12 protein-coding genes are annotated in these 17,384 nt (G+C 51.9%); 2 read left to right on the top strand and 10 right to left on the bottom strand.

Annotated features, from left to right (window positions below):
- Nucleotides 1-4: 4 nt before the first annotated feature.
- From speE to FOE74_RS16895, 9 genes are all read right to left on the bottom strand, one after another.
- Nucleotides 5-1,288, bottom strand: a complete 1,284-nt coding sequence (gene speE / locus FOE74_RS16935; protein WP_149099821.1) for a polyamine aminopropyltransferase — start codon at nt 1,286-1,288, stop codon at nt 5-7.
- A 200-nt stretch (nt 1,289-1,488) separates the two neighbouring features.
- A complete protein-coding gene (locus FOE74_RS16930; protein ID WP_149099820.1) occupies nt 1,489-2,112 on the bottom strand; it encodes a chemotaxis protein CheC in 624 nt (207 codons plus the stop codon).
- A 36-nt stretch (nt 2,113-2,148) separates the two neighbouring features.
- Nucleotides 2,149-3,780 carry a chemotaxis protein CheA gene (locus FOE74_RS16925; protein ID WP_149099819.1) on the bottom strand — a complete coding sequence of 544 codons (1,632 nt, stop codon included), beginning with the start codon at nt 3,778-3,780 and terminating at the stop codon, nt 2,149-2,151.
- On the bottom strand, nt 3,777-4,904 hold the full coding sequence (locus tag FOE74_RS16920) for a chemotaxis protein CheB (protein ID WP_149099818.1): 1,128 nt from the start codon (nt 4,902-4,904) through the stop codon (nt 3,777-3,779). The genes FOE74_RS16925 and FOE74_RS16920 overlap by 4 nt, the downstream gene beginning before the upstream one ends.
- Before the next feature lie 37 nt (nt 4,905-4,941).
- Nucleotides 4,942-5,322, bottom strand: coding sequence for a response regulator (locus FOE74_RS16915; protein ID WP_149099978.1), 381 nt, complete (start codon nt 5,320-5,322; stop codon nt 4,942-4,944).
- A 24-nt stretch (nt 5,323-5,346) separates the two neighbouring features.
- On the bottom strand, nt 5,347-5,847 hold the full coding sequence (locus FOE74_RS16910; RefSeq protein WP_149099817.1) for a chemotaxis protein CheW: 501 nt from the start codon (nt 5,845-5,847) through the stop codon (nt 5,347-5,349).
- Nucleotides 5,847-11,288, bottom strand: a complete 5,442-nt coding sequence (locus FOE74_RS16905) for a methyl-accepting chemotaxis protein (RefSeq protein ID WP_188686911.1) — start codon at nt 11,286-11,288, stop codon at nt 5,847-5,849. The genes FOE74_RS16910 and FOE74_RS16905 overlap by 1 nt, the downstream gene beginning before the upstream one ends.
- A gap of 131 nt (nt 11,289-11,419) precedes the next feature.
- Nucleotides 11,420-12,169, bottom strand: coding sequence for a ParA family protein (locus FOE74_RS16900; protein ID WP_149099816.1), 750 nt, complete (start codon nt 12,167-12,169; stop codon nt 11,420-11,422).
- Nucleotides 12,170-12,291: 122 nt separating this feature from the next.
- A complete protein-coding gene (locus tag FOE74_RS16895; protein WP_149099815.1) occupies nt 12,292-12,768 on the bottom strand; it encodes a SixA phosphatase family protein in 477 nt (158 codons plus the stop codon).
- Between the two features lie 151 nt (nt 12,769-12,919).
- Between FOE74_RS16895 and topA the strand changes: the two genes are divergently transcribed.
- The gene (gene topA, locus FOE74_RS16890; protein WP_149099814.1) at nt 12,920-15,370 is read left to right on the top strand and encodes a type I DNA topoisomerase; all 2,451 of its coding nucleotides are present in this window, start codon (nt 12,920-12,922) and stop codon (nt 15,368-15,370) included.
- Nucleotides 15,371-15,550: 180 nt separating this feature from the next.
- Nucleotides 15,551-16,240, top strand: a complete 690-nt coding sequence (locus FOE74_RS16885; RefSeq protein ID WP_149099813.1) for an SIR2 family NAD-dependent protein deacylase — start codon at nt 15,551-15,553, stop codon at nt 16,238-16,240.
- Between the two features lie 51 nt (nt 16,241-16,291).
- Here FOE74_RS16885 and menC read toward each other — a convergent pair whose 3' ends face one another.
- On the bottom strand, nt 16,292-17,368 hold the full coding sequence (gene menC / locus FOE74_RS16880; RefSeq protein ID WP_149099812.1) for an o-succinylbenzoate synthase: 1,077 nt from the start codon (nt 17,366-17,368) through the stop codon (nt 16,292-16,294).
- Nucleotides 17,369-17,384 lie beyond the last annotated feature (16 nt).

Genomic DNA, 17,384 nt, shown 5'->3' with positions numbered 1-17,384 from the left:
ACAACTATTGGTTAGAAGAAAGTAACTCTTTTACGAAATTAGGCAGGGCAAAAGCGGCCCCGTGGATGTCTTCATTGTAGTAGCGTAAGCCTTGGGTGCGGGAGAAAGCCGCAGCCGCCTCCTGGTTGAACTTCTTGGGGTGCACGCTTCCTTTAGAGCAGAACGAAAAACTCCAGGTACCAGTGGGATACGTAGGAATGGCCGCCAGGTAACAATGCACGTTGTCTGCCCCAAATATTCCTTTGTACGTATCAAAAATCTCCACGAACACCTTGGTGTTGAACCTAGGCGATTCACTTTGGGTGATCATGACGCCTTCAGGAGTCAGGCACCGGTACACCTGGTTGTAGAATTCAGCGGTGAACAAGCCTTCGCCGGGGCCAACAGGATCCGCAGAATCCACGATGATCAAATCAAAAGAGCTGTCAGCACCTTCCTGAATGTATTTGATGCCGTCTTCAATGAGTAATTTAAGTTTTGGGTGGTCAAAGGCGCTGGCGGTCTCCGGCAGGTGGGCCTTGCAGGCTTCAATCACCAGTTCATCTATCTCTACCAATACCACTTCCTCAATGCTCTCGTGCCGAAGCAGCTCCCGCACCGTTCCGCCGTCGCCGCCGCCTATTACTAAAGCACGCTTTACATTGCCGTGGCTGAAGAACGGAACGTGCGTGATCATCTCGTGGTACACGTACTCATCTTTCTGGGTACACATCACCATGCCGTCTAAGGTAAGCATGTTGCCGTAGGCCAAGGTCTCAAACACCTCCACTTTCTGGTAGGGCGACTGTTTCTTGTAGAGCTGGTTTCCGGTGTGTTTTAAGGAAAGGGCAATGTTTTCGTCGCGCTCCGTGAACCACACATCCCGCTTGATACGGGGAATAGGCGTCACCTGCTGGCCAGAGTCGCGGGCCTCCACGGTGAAATCCGTGCGCTTTAAAAGGCTCTGCTGCCCCCGCAGGCATTCCATGGAAGAGCCATGGCTGGCCTCAAAGGCTTCAATCAAGTAATTGTAAGAAACCCAGGGGTCCACGGAATCGCCGCAGGTAAAAAGGTCCACAGCGGCATAGCCGAACTCAGGCCAGGTATGGATGGCCAGGTGGCTTTCCTGGATAACCACTACCCCAGACACACCATAGGGAGAGAAATGGTGAAAGGTACTGTTGATGACCGTGGCCCCGGCCGTTTCAGCGGCGGCCACCATGCTGTTCTCAATATGTACAACATCGTTCATCAATTCTGGCGAGCAGTTGTAAAACTCCACCAGGATATGTCTTCCTAAAGCGTCCATAAACGGGTTATCTAAGTCAGGTTAATCTTCTGACGCGCAAAACAACAAAAAAGATACTGGAATGGAAAGGCCCGAAAACCGGTGGTGAAGGGTCTCTTTTATGAAAAAGAGGCCTTAAACCCGCTCATCTGGCTCTCTTCCAAGCAAAAGAGCCGCACGGGGCGGCTCTTTTGCTTTATAGAAAATATGCCTGGGCAGGCTTATTTGGTAAGGAAGTTATAGGATCTGATGATTTCCAGGATCTTGATAAAGGTATTGGTATCAAAAAACAGGAGAAGCGGCAACTCCACCATTTTGGAGTTGTTGGTGAACTGGGTGATGACGGTGAACACCAAGGGCTGGAACAACGGATGGTCCGTAAAAATACCCTTGAGCGATTCAGCGATATCATGTTTGGGGGCCACCGGGGGCGACCCGTAGATATTGGATTTCAAGATATTGGCCAACTGGGTCACCAAAGCCCCGGTAATGATGTTGCTTACTTCCAGCAGCAGCGACTCCTGCATCTCAGTGAGAGGGTCACTCCCTTTCACGGTCATGCCCAGGCACACCTTTGACAGCTGTTCCACATGCAGGTCAGAGAATAGCATCAGGGTAGACCCATTCAGTTCCCCCTTTATGTCTGACTGGATAATCGTATGCGAATTCTCATACGCCCGTACTATTTTCAGCAACTCCTCGGCCTCCATTAACTGCAGGTCCGGCACTTTCAGCAGTACACGGTCTTTGGCAATCACTGCGAACGAGTCAGCTGCCCGGGCAAGCCCTATGTTCAGGATCTCTTTGATGATATCCCGCTCTAGTTCATTTACTTGAAGCTCCATGAATCAGGCATTAATAATGTTGTTTCCCATCAGCTTTTACCTTCTGGCAATAAAGTAACGCGTAATAGCCGCCACATCCAGCACCAGACACACTTTGCCTGATCCTAAAAGGGTAACCCCGGCGTAAATTTCAATGGTATTGACCGGTTTGCTTAAAGCCTTGATCACAATGTCCTGCTGCCGCAGAAGTTTGTCCACAATGAGTCCCAGCTTCCGGTTGTTGTAGGTCACTATAATGATGTTCTGCGCATCTCCGTTTAAATCGCTTTTCTTAACGCTGTAGTCGTTGAGATCGGTATTGAACAACTCGCGCATGGAGATGATGGTAATGGTCTCTCCATTGATATCGGCTACCAAAAGGTCTCCCACCTCGTGCAGTTCCTGGGTGGGGAAAGCCACCACCGAGTCGGTGTGCATGAGCGGGATGGCATAGAAGTTCTCTTCCACCTGGCACAGCAAAGCCCCTTTCACGGCAATAGAAGTAGGCAGGAAAAGCGTGAAGGTAGTGCCCTCGCCTTTCTTGGAATCTACCTTGATTCTGCCGCCTATGGAATCAATGGCGTTCTTAACCACATCCAATCCCACCCCACGGCCCGACACTTCTGTTACCTCTTTGGCCAGGGAGAAGCCGGGTTCAAACAGGTAAGACAAAACCTCTGTATCCCGAAGGTCAGCGGCGGCATCTGCCGTCAGAAAACCGCGATTCACAATGGCCTTTCTCACTTCCTGCTGGTCTATGCCTTTGCCGTCATCAATGAGCTTTAGGATCACCGTGTCCCGGTCGTTCTGGGCCGAGAGCGTTACATTCCCTTGCGGGCTTTTCTTGTTTTTTTTGCGAACGTCTTCTTTCTCAATGCCGTGCGAAATTGCATTCCGCATCAAGTGCAGCAAAGAGTCTGTGATGATCTGGAGGATATTCCGGTCTATCTGGATATCCTGGCCTACAATCTCCAGGTTGATCTCCTTCTTCTCCACCACCGCAATATCCCTCACAATCCGGGGGAATTTATTGAACAAAGACCCTACGTTAACCAAGCGAGCGTCCATGACGCTGTACTGCAACTCCTCGGTGATACGGTACAGGTGGGCACTTACATTCTTGAGGTCTTCGTTGTCCAGTTCCTTGCTCAGGGAAAAGATACGGTCCCGGTCAATGATCAGCTCTCCTACCAGGTTGAGCAGATGATCCAACTTCTTGATCTGAATATAGATCAGGTCAGAGAGCGAGAGGTTCTTGGTGGTGTAGTATTTCTGGACCTTTGTTAACTCTGATGAATTTTCAGAGAGAGAATTAATGATGATGTCCAGGTTGCGGAGCAGCTCGGGGCTGGGTTCTACCTCTTTGGGGCTGTCAATGTTAGTGATCATCTCTCCTAACAGATCCACGCCGTCAAAAAGAACCGTCACTACCTCATCACTGAAACTAAGTTCGCGGCTCCTGATCAAACCGAAGGCGGTTTCCAGTTTATGTGACACATCCCCAATGGACTCATACCCAATGGCCTTGGCATTGGCCTTGAGGTTATGCAGCAGCCGGAAGATTTCGGCCAGTAACTGCTCATCTTCTGGGTTCTTCTCCAGATCACTGATGTGCCGGTTCAGCGCATCATAGTACTCGAGAGCCTCGGCTATAAATATCTCTTTATACTCCTGATCTCTCGACTTCATCCTACCAATTTCTGTTGGAGCATAGCGCTCATGTTCCGGTCTGTGACGAACCGGTTGATAATAGAATTAATTTGGCCTAAAGCAAACACCCCATTCACTGCCCCACTCTCAATCGCTGACTTGGCCATCCCGAAAATCGTGGAAGTCTCCTCATTCTGGGCAATCACCACGCCTCCGTTCTCCCTCACCACCCTGGCCCCGGCGGTACCGTCCTGGCCCATACCCGTCAGGATAATGCCTAGCACCTGTTCCTGGGCGCAGCAAGCGGCCGATTGAAACAAGGCATCTACGGAGGGCGAGTCCATGGCCAGAGAGGGTTCCAAATCCAGTTCAAATTGGTAAGCTCCCCTTGTGGTCCTCTTCACCCGCATGTCTTGGCCACCCGGCGCAATGACAATGGTTCCGGGAAGAAGCGCCATGCCTTGAAAGCCTTCCTCTACCCGCCAGGTGGTCAGTTTCTGCAACCGGCGGGCCAGGCGCCTGGTGAATTTCTCTGGCATGTGCACCGCCACTAAGATTACAGCGGGCTGTTGCAGCGAAAGATCCTTTATCAAGTATTCCAACGCGGAGGAACCACCCGTGGAAGCGCCAATGGCCACCACCGGCAGAGGGGCATCCACACGAACTGGCGGACCCAAAAAAGATTTTTTCAAGGAAGCCTCCCCCATGGGGCTGGTTTCTTTAAGCTTTTCTTTCTGGGCGCCGGAAATGAACTGACCTACAAATTCCCGCAGGCACGACATAAAACCTGTCTTGAGGCCTTCTTTGGGGGCGTTTTTCTCAAAAGAGCCCTGAAACGGTTTTACCCGGTGAAGATAGGAGAATGGCGCAGAACCAGTGGTCGTCTGAGCCCAATCCTGGGACACCATGAGCAGCAAAGAAGACGTTTCGCCAAAAACAGGCTGGAAAAAGGGCACCCGGCCACTCATGGTCATGCTGAACTGGGCCACAATCAAATCAGGTCTGGAAGCCATTGCCTTGAACAGCAATTCTTCTCTGGATTGGGCAGTATCCACCACCTCCAGTTGGGGCTCGGCATCTATCATGCCGGAAAGCACCAATCTGGAGCGTACGGAGGTATCCCCAATTAAGACCTTAATTTTTGGTTGCTGCGTCTGCTGCACGGGTAGATAGGGTGGCGGAAGGTAAGGTTCTTTTCTGCTATTCTCCTTGAAAGGCTTTGCTCAACGCTTCCAGCACTTTGTCTTCTGAAAAGGGCTTGATGATGTAGTGCAAGGCGCCATATTCAGCGGCCTCGGTCATGATCACTTCCTGCCCTACGGCACTTACAATCACAACCTTGATGTCTGGGTTATCCTGTTTGATTCCCTTGAGCACATCTAGGCCGGTGTTGTCTGGCAAAATCACGTCTAGTGTCACCAGATCCGGAATTTTGTCTTTGGCCATCTGGAGCGCCGTTTTTCCGTCTGGGGCTTCCCCTACTACATCATAACCGGCATCTAGCAGCATGTTCTTCAACATAGTGCGCATGTAGAAAGAATCATCTACAATCAGTATTCTTTTTTTATCGGTGATTTCCATAAGTAATAAGGTCAAATATGAGCACTATGATTTCAATTGCATCACTTCATCTGAAGTAAGGATCTTGAAGATGTCCAGCACTATGATGAGCCGGTCTTCATGCTTCCCTATGCCTTCAATGAAGTTCTCATTGATGTTGATGTCCTGGATAAAGGAAGGTGCTTTGTCTATGCTGGATACGGGCAAGGTCAGAGACTGGGGCACCTCGTGTACAATAAAGCCCATGGTATACTCCCTGGCTTCCATCACCAAGGTATACGTATGCTGGTGCGGCAAGCCGGAAGGGCGCTCAATTCTGAAGCGCTCTTCCAGGTCCATAATAGCGATAATGTCCCCCCTGATGTTGGAGACCCCTTTTATGAAGGAAGGTGTTTTGGGCATGCGGGTGATTTCAGGGGTAATGGTTACCTCCTTTACCTGGTCAATGCGCACGCCGTACTCCTCCAGGCCTAGTTTAAAGACAATCAGGTGCACCTTCTCCTCTACTACCTTCTCCTTTTTATCTCTGATGTTCTGAGACTCCATTATTCCTGACCTCTGTTTTTAGACGATTTTTTGCTCGCAATCTTATTGTCAAAATCTACGTCGTTGGCCTCGTCTCCGGTGAAGGAGCGTTTGCGCGGCGCCGGCACTGCTGACAATTTGCGGGCGTTGCGGTTAGGGAACACCAGGTTTCCGTTCACCAGCTTGAAGGCGGAAATACTTCCCTGCAGGTCATCTGCAATGTCATTCAGACGCTGAGAGGCAGAAGTCATCTCCTGCATGGAAGCTGATAGTTGCTTCGCGGTTCCGGCTACCTGCTGGGTACCAGAGGCCGTCTGTTCCGCAATGGCTACCACTTCTTCCACGTATTTCACTACGTCGCCAATAGAGGTTTTCTGTACTTCGGTAGACACCAAGATATCCTGGGCACTGCGGAGCGTCTCACCGCTGGAGGTGGCAATGTTCTTAAAGGCCCCGGATGCCTCAAACGTGGCATTCTTTCCTTTCAATACCCGCCCTTCCATGGTAGCAATCGCCGCGGCGGCAGAAGAGGTATCTTTCTTCACATCATCTACCAGCGTATTGATCTCACTCGCTGATTTGCGCGAACCTTCCGCCAATTTCCGGATTTCCTCGGCTACTACCGCGAAACCACGTCCTGCCTCGCCGGCTCTGGCGGCCTCAATGGCTGCGTTCAGGGCCAGTAAGTTGGTTTGGGCTGCAATATCCGTGATCACCCCCAGTGATTTAGAGATTTCCTGGCTACGGGTGCTCAGTACTTCAATGGTTTTGGCGGTCAGGGCTGCAGAAGAAGAGATTTCTTCCATGTTGCGTACCACCTCGGCCACTGTTTTCAGACCCAACTGGGAAGTTTCCTCTCCCATTACCGCTGAACGGTTCACTACATCCGCTTTGTTGGCGGTTTCTTTGGTGGCCTTCATGATTTCTTCAATCAGTTTGAAGGCCTGGTCTGTTTTCAAGGCTTGGTTCTGTGCACCCTCTGCCATTTGTTGCATGGCCAATGCTACGTCTACCGTTACCCGGTTCATCTCCAATCCTTTGGCAGCCATCTCTTCAGAAGACGAGCCCACGATGAGCGAAGAATCATTGATTTCACCTAATAAGGCATTCAGGTTGTCTACCGCCAGGTTCAAGGCGTTTGACATAGCCAGAATATCACCGGCGGTATGGATTTCTACTTTTTGGGTTAAATCACCCTCAGAGATAGAACGTACCACACGGGATACTTCCAATACTGGCGTTACGATGGACTCTAAGAGATCATTCAGGGTATCTACCAGCTCTTTCCAGCTACCTGATACACCGTGCACGGTGGCCCGCTCCGTCAGCTTCCCTTCCACCCCGGCTACTCTGGCCACCCGGCTAACCTCACCCGCTAAGCGGTTCAGGTCTTCCACCATGCTGTTGATGGTATCCGCCAGGTCTGCTAATTCACCTTTGGCTTGTAAGGTCAGTTTCTGAGTTAAGTCACCTTTAGATACCGCCGTTACTACTTTCACGATTCCCCGTACCTGAGTCGTCAGGTTAGAGGCCATGGTATTCACGTTATCCGTCAGGTCTTTCCAAATCCCAGCCACATTCGGCACTTTGGCTTGGCCACCTAATCTTCCTTCGGTACCTACCTCTAACGCCACCCGGGTTACTTCCCCGGCAAAGATGTTGAGGGAGTCCACCATCTGGTTCAGGTTGTCTTTCAGCTCAGCTAACTCACCCCGTACATTCACGGTGATTTTCTGGGTCAAATCCCCTTTCGCTACCGCGGTGGCCACGTTGGCGATGTCCCGCACTTGCAGCGTCAGGTTAGACGCCATGGTATTCACATTATCGGTTAGGTCTTTCCAAACCCCAGCCACATTGGGCACTTTGGCTTGTCCACCTAATCTTCCTTCGGTACCTACCTCTAACGCCACCCGGGTTACTTCACCCGCGAAGATGTTGAGGGAGTCTACCATCTGGTTCAAAATATCTTTCAGTTGAAGGATCTCGCCCTTCACGTTCACCGTCATTTTCTGGCTTAGGTCACCTTTCGCCACCGCGGTGGCTACGTTGGCAATATCCCGTACCTGAGAAGTCAGGTTAGACGCCATGGAGTTCACGTTGTCGGTGAGCATTTTCCAGGTTCCGGCCACATTCGGCACAGAAGCCTGACCTCCCAGTTTCCCTTCGGTACCTACTTCCAAAGCTACCCGCGTTACCTCACCAGCGAAGATGTTCAAGCTGTCCACCATCTGGTTTAAGATGTTCTTCAGCTCTAAGAGCTCGCCTTTTACATCCACGGTGATTTTCTGGGTCAAATCGCCTTTCGCTACCGCAGTAGCTACGTTGGCGATGTCCCGCACCTGCAGCGTCAAATTAGACGCCATGGAGTTCACATTGTCAGTGAGTTCTTTCCAGGTACCACGTACTTTAGGCACGGAGGCCTGACCGCCTAGTTTCCCTTCGGTTCCCACCTCGCGGGCCACCCGGGTTACCTCATCCGCAAAGATGTTGAGGCTGTCCACCATCTGGTTCAGGTTGTTCTTCAGTTCAAGAAGTTCACCTTTCACGTCCACGGTTATTTTCTGGCTCAAATCGCCGCGGGCTACCGCAGTAGCTACGTTGGCGATGTCCCGTACCTGAGAGGTAAGGTTCGAGGCCATGTAGTTCACGTTCTCAGTTAAGTCTTTCCAAACCCCGCCTACGTTAGGTACATTGGCCTGACCACCTAAGATACCCTCAGTACCTACTTCTCTCGCCACTCTGGTTACCTCACCAGCGAAGATGTTCAAGGAATCCACCATCTGGTTTAGGTTGTCCTTCAACTGAAGGAGCTCGCCTTTCACATCCACGGTGATTTTCTGGCTTAAGTCCCCGCGTGCTACCGCAGTAGCTACGTTCGCGATATCTCTTACTTGCAGCGTCAAATTAGACGCCATAGAGTTTACATTATCTGTAAGGGCTTTCCAGGTTCCAGCTACATTAGGCACAGAAGCCTGGCCACCCAATTTACCTTCGGTTCCTACCTCTCTCGCCACGCGGGTTACCTCGCCGGCGAAGATGTTGAGGGAGTCCACCATCTGGTTCAGGTTGTCCTTCAGCTCGGCTAATTCGCCTTTCACGTTCACCGTGATCTTCTGGCTTAGGTCACCGCGGGCAACGGCAGTGGCCACATTGGCAATATCCCGCACTTGCAGCGTCAAATTAGACGCCATGGAGTTTACGTTGTCAGTAAGGGCTTTCCAGGTACCGGCTACATTTGGCACAGAGGCCTGGCCACCTAGCTTACCTTCCGTACCCACTTCCAGCGCCACGCGGGTTACTTCCCCAGCGAAGATGTTGAGGGAATCCACCATTTGGTTCAGGTTGTCCTTCAGCTCAGCTAGTTCGCCTTTTACCCCAACAGTGATTTTCTGACTTAAGTCGCCGCGCGCTACCGCAGTAGCTACGTTGGCGATATCTCGTACTTGCAGCGTCAGGTTAGACGCCATGTAGTTCACGTTGTCGGTGAGGTCTTTCCAAACCCCGCCCACATTAGGTACGGAGGCCTGGCCACCCAATTTACCTTCGGTTCCTACCTCTCTTGCCACGCGGGTTACCTCACCGGCGAAGATGTTAAGGCTGTCCACCATCTGGTTCAGGTTGTCCTTCAGTTGAAGGAGCTCGCCTTTTACGTCCACGGTGATTTTTTGGGTCAAGTCGCCTTTCGCTACCGCGGTCGCTACGTTGGCGATATCCCGCACTTGCAGCGTCAGGTTAGACGCCATGTAGTTCACATTATCCGTCAGGTCTTTCCAAACCCCGCCCACATTCGGTACGGAGGCCTGGCCACCTAATTTACCTTCGGTACCAACCTCCAAGGCCACGCGGGTTACCTCACCGGCGAAGATATTGAGGGAGTCCACCATCTGGTTTAAAGAGTCTTTCAACTGAAGGAGCTCTCCGTTTACATTTACCGTGATCTTCTGGCTCAGCTCGCCACGGGCCACCGCGGTGGCTACGTTGGCGATGTCCCGTACCTGGAGGGTCAGGTTAGACGCCATAGAGTTCACGTTATCGGTCAGCTCTTTCCAAACCCCGGCTACCTTTGGCACGTTGGCCTGGCCACCCAGAATACCTTCGGTTCCTACTTCTCTCGCCACCCGCGTTACTTCGTCTGCGAAGATGTTGAGGGAGTCCACCATCTGGTTCAGGTTGTCCTTCAGTTCGGCTAACTCGCCTTTCACGTTTACCGTGATTTTCTGGGTCAGGTCGCCTTTGGCAACCGCAGTGGCTACGTTGGCAATATCACGCAGCTGCGAGGTCAAGTTGGAGGCCATGGTGTTCACGTTGTCGGTGAGGTCTTTCCAAACCCCGCCTACGTTCGGCACTTTCGCCTGACCACCCAATTTACCCTCGGTACCCACTTCACGGGCTACCCGGGTTACCTCATCCCCGAAGATGTTCAGAGAGTCCACCATTTGGTTGATGTTCTCTTTCAGCTGAAGCATTTCCCCTTTCAGGTCTACCGTTACTTTCTGATCCAGGTTCCCCTGGGCAACGGCAGTGGTTACTTTCGCAATGTCCCGTACCTGAAGCGTCAGGTTGGAGGCCATCGCGTTCACGTTGTCGGTTAGTTCTTTCCAGATACCGGCTACGTTCGGTACCGAGGCCTGTCCGCCCAGTTTCCCTTCAGTACCTACTTCCAGGGCCACCCGGGTTACCTCACCGGCAAACAGGTTCAGGTTGTCAATGGTACGGTTGATGGTTTCAGCCATGACCTTAAAGTCACCGGACACCGGAATCTGGAACGTCTCATCCAGGTTACCCCGGGAGATGTTCTTCAATACCTTGCCTACCTCCAATACCGGAACGGCGATGGAGTCTACCAGGCCGTTGATATTGTTGATCATGTCTTTCCAGAAACCGGAAGCACTCTCAGCAGAGGCCCGGGCTTTCAGGTTACCCTCTACCCCGGCCACTTTAGAGATCCGCGACACCTCTCCTCCTACGCCGCCAATCATCTCCACCATGGAGTTGTAGGCTTCGGCAATCTCAGAGAAGATGTCGTTATTCTGTTTGGTCAAGCGTACGGAGACGTCCCCTTTCTTGAAGGCGTCCAGGGCGTAAAGCACCCGGTTCAGCTGCTCGTTGATATAATCAGAATCCTGCGTCTGGGTGGTCTGGCGCGGAGAATTGCTTTTCCGGGCCTGATCATTGGTCTCAGATTCTATGATGGCTTTTTCTTCTTTCTCTTCTTTCTTCTCCACTGATTTTCCTCCTGCACGGGCCTTTGTGGTAGCAGTTCTTCCGTTAGTCTCTACCAAAGGGAGGTGTACCTCTGGGGTAGCGACCTCCTGGGCTGGCATTTCCTCAGGCTGCGCGTTAGCCGGATTCTCTACCGGAGCCAAGGCAGCGCCCTCCGTAGACGCTTCAACAGGCGTCCCGTTTTCTGTCTTCCCAATCAATTTATCCTTGTTGAGTTTCAAGTTTTTCCCTAAAGCCATCTTTTCTTTGAATGAAGAGCGTTTTTACCTCTACTGCACCACAACGTGCCAATAATTTTATATAAGATGTCCTCTATTATCAGACATCCTCGCAATTTACTAATAAAACAAGACTTCCGGAAGTATCCTTGCTAAGGAAGTGCCACAAATTCCTTGGCTAAACCCAGATAATCCTTTGCCCCGTAAGAGGAAGCATCATAGTCCAGGACGCTTTGCCCAAAGGAAGGCGCCTCTGCCAGTTTCACATTCAGTCTGATGCGCTGCTGGAAAATATATTCGTCTATGTTCTCTTTCAGGTAATCTTCTATCTCGGCACTTAATTTACGGCGTTTATCGTACATCACCACCACAATTCCTTTGACCTTCAGCTTGGCGTTCAGCGTTTTCTTGATCTGTTGCACCGTGTTCAGGATCTGCCCCAGGCCCTGCAGCGTGAGCACTTCCATCTGTAGCGGAATCAGCACCTCATGCGAGGTGGACAAGGCATTTACTGTAAGCAAAGACAGGCTTGGGGGACAATCAATGAGAATATAATCAAACCCAGTCACTTCTTCCAGAAAATGCTGCAGGAAACGCTCCCGCTCCTCATGGTTCACTAAGGAAATCTCTACATCTACCAGGTCATTGGAACCAGGGACCACAAAAAGCCCGTTGGTTTCCTGCAGGCAATCAGTGAGTTTCACCTTGCCGGCAAACACCTCTGCTAAGGTAGCAGAAGGCTCTGTGATTCCCAAGGAATAAGACAGGTTGGCTTGGGGGTCAAGATCAATCAACAACACGCGTTTGCCCAGTTTTTGAAGGGCACTCCCCAGGTTAATGGTAGTGGTGGTTTTACCAGTACCCCCTTTTTGGTTGATGACCGATACGATAGTTGCTGCCATTGGTTACAGTAAAAAAAGGAAAAATATTTCCTGGTGTGGGACGAGCCGCTAAACTACAAATAATTCAAGGCCTCTCTATGGTTTTATGCCTCTTTTCAGCAAAGAACCCTTAAAACAAAAATCTACTCCCGGTATAAGCCATGAAGCTTGCAGGTGTTGGCCCTCAGGTTCTCCCAGGAAAAGCCATTATAATGCAGATGCGCAATGGTGGCCGGCTGAAAGTTCACCTCTTCATGCGCCAGGTCAGAGGCGAAAAAACTGATGGTGGGGTTATGGCCGATGACCAGCACGGTGTCTGCCTCTTCGGCCACGCCGTGCAACAGGCTGAGCAGGTCGCTTTCAGAGCCATAATAGAGGTCATGCTCCAGTTGAACCGGTACTTTGCGGCCTAATTGCTCTACCACGTTCTCCAGCGTCATCTGGGTTCTCACGGCCGGACTGCACAGGATCAGGTCGGGCTGGAGTTTCTGGTCTTTGAGCCAGAGGCCGGCCTCCCCTGCCTGCCGTTGTCCTAACAGGGAAATCTCCCGGTCAATATCAAGTTGCCCTATGGCTTTGTCTGCCGCTGTGGCATGCCGCATCAATAAGAGATTCTTCATGGCGAAAATGGACTAAAAAAACCTTTTTACCCCCTCAAGGTATATTATTTAACCTTCTGGGAACAATCGGCATAAAGATAGTGGTTGGATTGTCTCAAAAAATTACTACATCTTTGAAAAATTTTTGGGCATAGCCCCACTCAAATCCCATATGATAAAAAACCTAGTAATTGTGGAGTCGCCGGCCAAGGCCAAGACCATTGAAGGGTACCTGGGTAAAGATTTCATTGTGAAGTCGAGCTTCGGGCACGTGCGTGACCTCCCCAAAGACAATAATGCCATTGATATCAAGAACGGTTTCAAGCCCACCTACGTGGTCAGCGCCGATAAGCGGGAAGTGATCTCGCAACTGAAGAAATTAGCCAAGGAAGCGGAAGTTGTGTGGTTAGCGTCCGATGAGGACCGTGAGGGGGAAGCCATTTCCTGGCACTTGTCTGAAGCCCTGAACCTCTCAGAAGCCAAGACCCGCCGCATCGTTTTCCGGGAGATCACCAAAAGCGCCATCCTGAATGCCATTGAGAATCCCCGGGCTATTGACGTGAACCTGGTGAACGCCCAGCAGGCCCGTCGTGTGCTGGACCGCCTGGTAGGGTTTGAGCTATCTCCGGTGCTCTGGAAGAAAATAAAGACCGGGCTTTCCGCTGGCCGCGTGCAGTCCGTGGCGGTACGGGTGGTAGTGGAACGCGAGCGCGAGATTGAGCGCCACAAGTCGGTTTCTGCTTATAAAGTAGTAGCCCAGTTTGATGCCGGCGGAAAACGCCTGGAAGCGGAACTGAATACCCGCTTTAAAACCCAGGCCGAGGCCGAAGACTTTTTGCAGCGTTGCATGGGTGCCTCCTATTCTATAGAGAGTTTGGAGAAAAAGCCCACTAAACGCAGCCCCGCACCGCCCTTTACCACCTCTACCCTGCAGCAGGAAGCCAGCCGTAAGCTCTCTTTCTCCGTGGCCCAGACCATGCAGGTGGCCCAGCGCCTGTATGAGGCCGGAAAGATCTCCTACATGCGTACCGACTCTGTGAACCTGTCACAGGATGCCATGACCGCGGCTGCCGCTGAGATTTCGCGCTCCTTTGGGGAAAACTACGTGAAGACCCGCCAGTACAAAACGAAATCAAAATCAGCGCAGGAAGCCCACGAATCTATCAGGCCCACTGATTTTGCCGCTTTACAGGTTAGTTCTGACCGCAACGAGCAACGCCTGTATGACCTGATCAGGAAACGCGCCATCGCCTCGCAGATGGCCGATGCCGAGATTGAAAAAACCACCGCCACCATCACCATCAGCGGCCAGCCCGAGCGGTTAGTTGCCACCGGAGAGGTGATCAAGTTTGAAGGGTTCCTGAAGGTGTACACCGAGTCCACGGATGACGAGGAACTCGCCGACGATGACGTGAAAGGAATGCTGCCGCCGTTAACAGAAGGGCAAACTTTGGGTTTCCAGCGGATGCAGGCCACCGAGCGGTTCAGCCGCCCCGCCCCGCGCTACACCGAGGCAAGCCTGGTGAAGAAACTGGAGGAGATGGGCATTGGCCGTCCTTCTACTTACGCACCTACCATTTCCACCATCCAGAAGCGGGGTTACGTGGAAAAAGACAACCGCGAAGGAAAGGAACGAGCTTATAACGTGCTCACCCTGGAGCAGGACCAGATCTCTACCCAGAAGAAAACCGAGATGGCCGGCGCCGAGAAAGCCAAGCTTTTCCCCACCGACATTGCCATGGTGGTGACTGACTTTCTGGTAGCCCACTTTGAGAGCGTGATTGACTACTCGTTCACGGCCAGGGTAGAAGAAGAGTTTGATGAGATAGCCGCGGGTAAAAAGCAATGGGACAAGATGTTGGACACGTTCTACTCAAGCTTCCATCAAACCATTGAAACCAGCGCCAACGTAGAACGCTCTACTGTGAGTGGCGCCCGTGAATTGGGGGTTGACCCGGTTTCCGGCATGAAGGTAATCGCCAAACTAGGCCGCTTTGGCCCCTATGTACAGTTAGGCGAGGAAGTGGAAGGAACGGATGCAAAGCCGGTGTATGCCAGTCTTCGGAAAGGCACATTCATTGAGTCTATCACCCTGGAGCAAGCCTTGGAATTATTCAAGTTGCCGCGCGTGGTAGGTGAGTTTGAAGGCAAGGACATGAAGGCTGCCATTGGCAGGTTTGGTCCCTACATCCAGCACAACAGCAAGTTCTATTCCTTGCCTAAAGACCTGGACCCGCTCCTGGTAACGGAGCCAGAGGCCATTGCCTTGATTGAAGCCAAGCGCAAGGCAGATGCCGAGAAAATGATCAAGACGTTCCCTGAAAACCCAGAAGTGACGGTACTCAATGGCCGCTTTGGGCCCTACATCTGCGTGGGCAAAAAGAACGTCAAAATCCCCAAGGGGCAGGAACCATCAGAACTCACCTTGGAACAGTGCCTTGAATTAGCAGAGGCCACTCCGGACAAACCCGCGCGGGGAGGCTTCAAGAAAAAGGCTGCCCCTTCCGCAGACGCCCCTGCCGCCAAGAAAACCCCAGCTAAGAAAACGGCGGCTAAGAAAGGAACTACCACTAAAGCAGCCACAACCAAGAAAGCCGCTGCTCCCAAGAAAAAAGCCAGCTAGTTTTTAGACATAGGAGGTAAGACCTTAGATAAAGGACTTATATTTTTATTAAACCCCGTTACGGGCCTGTTTTCGTGAAAACGGGCCCATAACGGGGTTTATCGTTTCCGCGCTGCATTCGTATTACCTTCACCCTCTTTTGATAAGGAGCCTTGTATCTTACATCCTGAGTCCAAAAAAATGAAACAAAAAGTAGTCGTTTTAACCGGAGCCGGAATCAGTGCGGAGAGCGGGTTGGCCACGTTCAGAGATGCCAACGGCCTGTGGGAAGGGCATGATGTGATGGAGGTCGCCTCACCGGAAGGCTGGCAGAAGAACCCGAAGCTGGTGCTTCAGTTCTACAACGAGCGCCGCAAAAGCGCCCTGGCGGTAGAACCCAACGCCGCCCATAAGGCCCTGGTAGACCTGGAGCAGAAGTATGAGGTATCCATCATCACGCAGAACGTGGATGATCTGCACGAGCGCGCCGGTTCCACTAACATCCTGCACCTGCACGGAAAGCTGTTTGAGAGCCGTAGCACCAAAGATGAGCGCCTGGTGTACCCCATGAAAGGTTGGGAATTGAAACTGGGGGACCTCTGCGAGAAAGGTTCTCAGTTGCGGCCCAACATTGTATGGTTTGGCGAAGCGGTTCCCCTGATAGAGAAAGCCGCCGAGGAAACCATGCACGCTGATTACCTGCTGATCATTGGCACCTCCTTGCAGGTATATCCCGCAGCCGGCTTGCTTGCCTACGCTCCCCATGACACGCCCATCTACCTGATTGACCCCAACACCCCCGCCGTCTCGCACAGAAGAAACTTCACGATCATCCAGGAAAAAGCCACGGTAGGCGTCCCGGCTCTGGTCAAAAAACTGCTGGGAGAATAAAAGCGGGTTTTATGCCTGTTTTTCGAGAATACCTCTAAAAATCCCCTTCTATTAGCCAGGAAGCTCCCAGGCATTAGCGGGGTTGTACCACAGCTCTTCTCCCCTGATCTCCAGGGGGGAGGCAAAATTATTATGGTAAAGTTGCCCCGTGCCTAACCCCTGCGGCAACGGATTATCCAGCTCTGCCGCAAACTGGGCAATGGCATTAAGGCCTATGTTTGACTCTAACGCCGAGGTAAGCCACCAATCCACGCCCAAGGACTTTGCCACCTCAATCCATTCGCGGCTACTCACCAGGCCCCCCACCAAGGTTGGTTTGATGATGATATAAGGCGGCCGAAGCTGGTCTAAAAGGTTCCATTTTGCTTCTTTGCCTTTGACCCCAATCAACTCCTCATCCAGGGCAATGGGAATAGGCGACACGCTGCTCAACAGCTGCATGGTTTGGCCCTGGCCGGGTTTAATGGGTTGTTCCAGGGAATGAATGCCAAAATGGGCCAGCTGCCGAAGCTTTTCCTCTGCATCTGTAGGAGAAAAAGCGCCGTTGGCATCTAACCGCAACTCCAGCACCTCAGGGCCCGCCACTTTTCTTATTTCCTGTAAAATCCTCAATTCCTGGGCAAAGTCAAGCCCGCCAATCTTGAGCTTCAGGCAGGTGAAGCCCTGGGCCAGCTTTTTCTCAATCTGCTCCCGCATAAACGCTGGGTCGCCCATCCAGATGAGGCCGTTGATCTTGATGCCCCTTTCTGACCTAGAGAAATCTGTAGGGTACAGAAGGCGTTTGGCGCCCCTGAAATAATCCACCCAGGCGGTTTCGGCCGCAAAGCAGATAGAAGGCCATTGCTCCAGCGATTTCCAGAAAACCATACCCTCCTCAGATTCTGAGTCTTCCAGCTGCAAGGCGTTAAACTGGTGGCAAACCTTTTCCAGCAGCTGCCCGAACCCAGCGGAAAAATCGGGGCTTAGGCCGGGCAAGGGAGAACACTCACCCCAGCCGTGCTTTTCGGGGTTCTGGGTGTGGTGCACCCGCAGGTAATGAGCCTGGTGGATTTGCATGGCGCCCCTAGAGGTACGGGCGTCAAATTTGAAAGACAGGTCGCGGTGGAAAGGAGTTAAAACAAAGGGCATAGTTTCGTTTTGGCAC

This window comes from Rufibacter glacialis (genome assembly GCF_008271745.1).
In the GTDB taxonomy this organism is placed as follows: domain Bacteria; phylum Bacteroidota; class Bacteroidia; order Cytophagales; family Hymenobacteraceae; genus Nibribacter; species Nibribacter glacialis.
Note: the sequence above shows the minus strand (reverse complement) of the source record. Positions and strands in the feature narration are given on the sequence as shown.

Bases quoted from the DNA above. Each gene is read 5' to 3' on its own strand.
- FOE74_RS16930 (WP_149099820.1), bottom strand. From the start codon at position 2,112: ATGGAGCTTCAAGTAAATGAACTAGAGCGGGATATCATCAAAGAGATC.
- speE (WP_149099821.1), bottom strand. From the start codon at position 1,288: ATGGACGCTTTAGGAAGACATATCCTGGTGGAGTTTTACAACTGCTCG.
- FOE74_RS16915 (WP_149099978.1), bottom strand. From the start codon at position 5,322: ATGGAAATCACCGATAAAAAAAGAATACTGATTGTAGATGATTCTTTC.
- topA (WP_149099814.1), top strand. From the start codon at position 12,920: ATGATAAAAAACCTAGTAATTGTGGAGTCGCCGGCCAAGGCCAAGACC.
- menC (WP_149099812.1), bottom strand. From the start codon at position 17,368: ATGCCCTTTGTTTTAACTCCTTTCCACCGCGACCTGTCTTTCAAATTT.
- FOE74_RS16895 (WP_149099815.1), bottom strand. From the start codon at position 12,768: ATGAAGAATCTCTTATTGATGCGGCATGCCACAGCGGCAGACAAAGCC.
- FOE74_RS16925 (WP_149099819.1), bottom strand. From the start codon at position 3,780: ATGAAGTCGAGAGATCAGGAGTATAAAGAGATATTTATAGCCGAGGCT.
- FOE74_RS16910 (WP_149099817.1), bottom strand. From the start codon at position 5,847: ATGGAGTCTCAGAACATCAGAGATAAAAAGGAGAAGGTAGTAGAGGAG.
- FOE74_RS16885 (WP_149099813.1), top strand. From the start codon at position 15,551: ATGAAACAAAAAGTAGTCGTTTTAACCGGAGCCGGAATCAGTGCGGAG.
- FOE74_RS16905 (WP_188686911.1), bottom strand. From the start codon at position 11,288: ATGGCTTTAGGGAAAAACTTGAAACTCAACAAGGATAAATTGATTGGG.
- FOE74_RS16900 (WP_149099816.1), bottom strand. From the start codon at position 12,169: ATGGCAGCAACTATCGTATCGGTCATCAACCAAAAAGGGGGTACTGGT.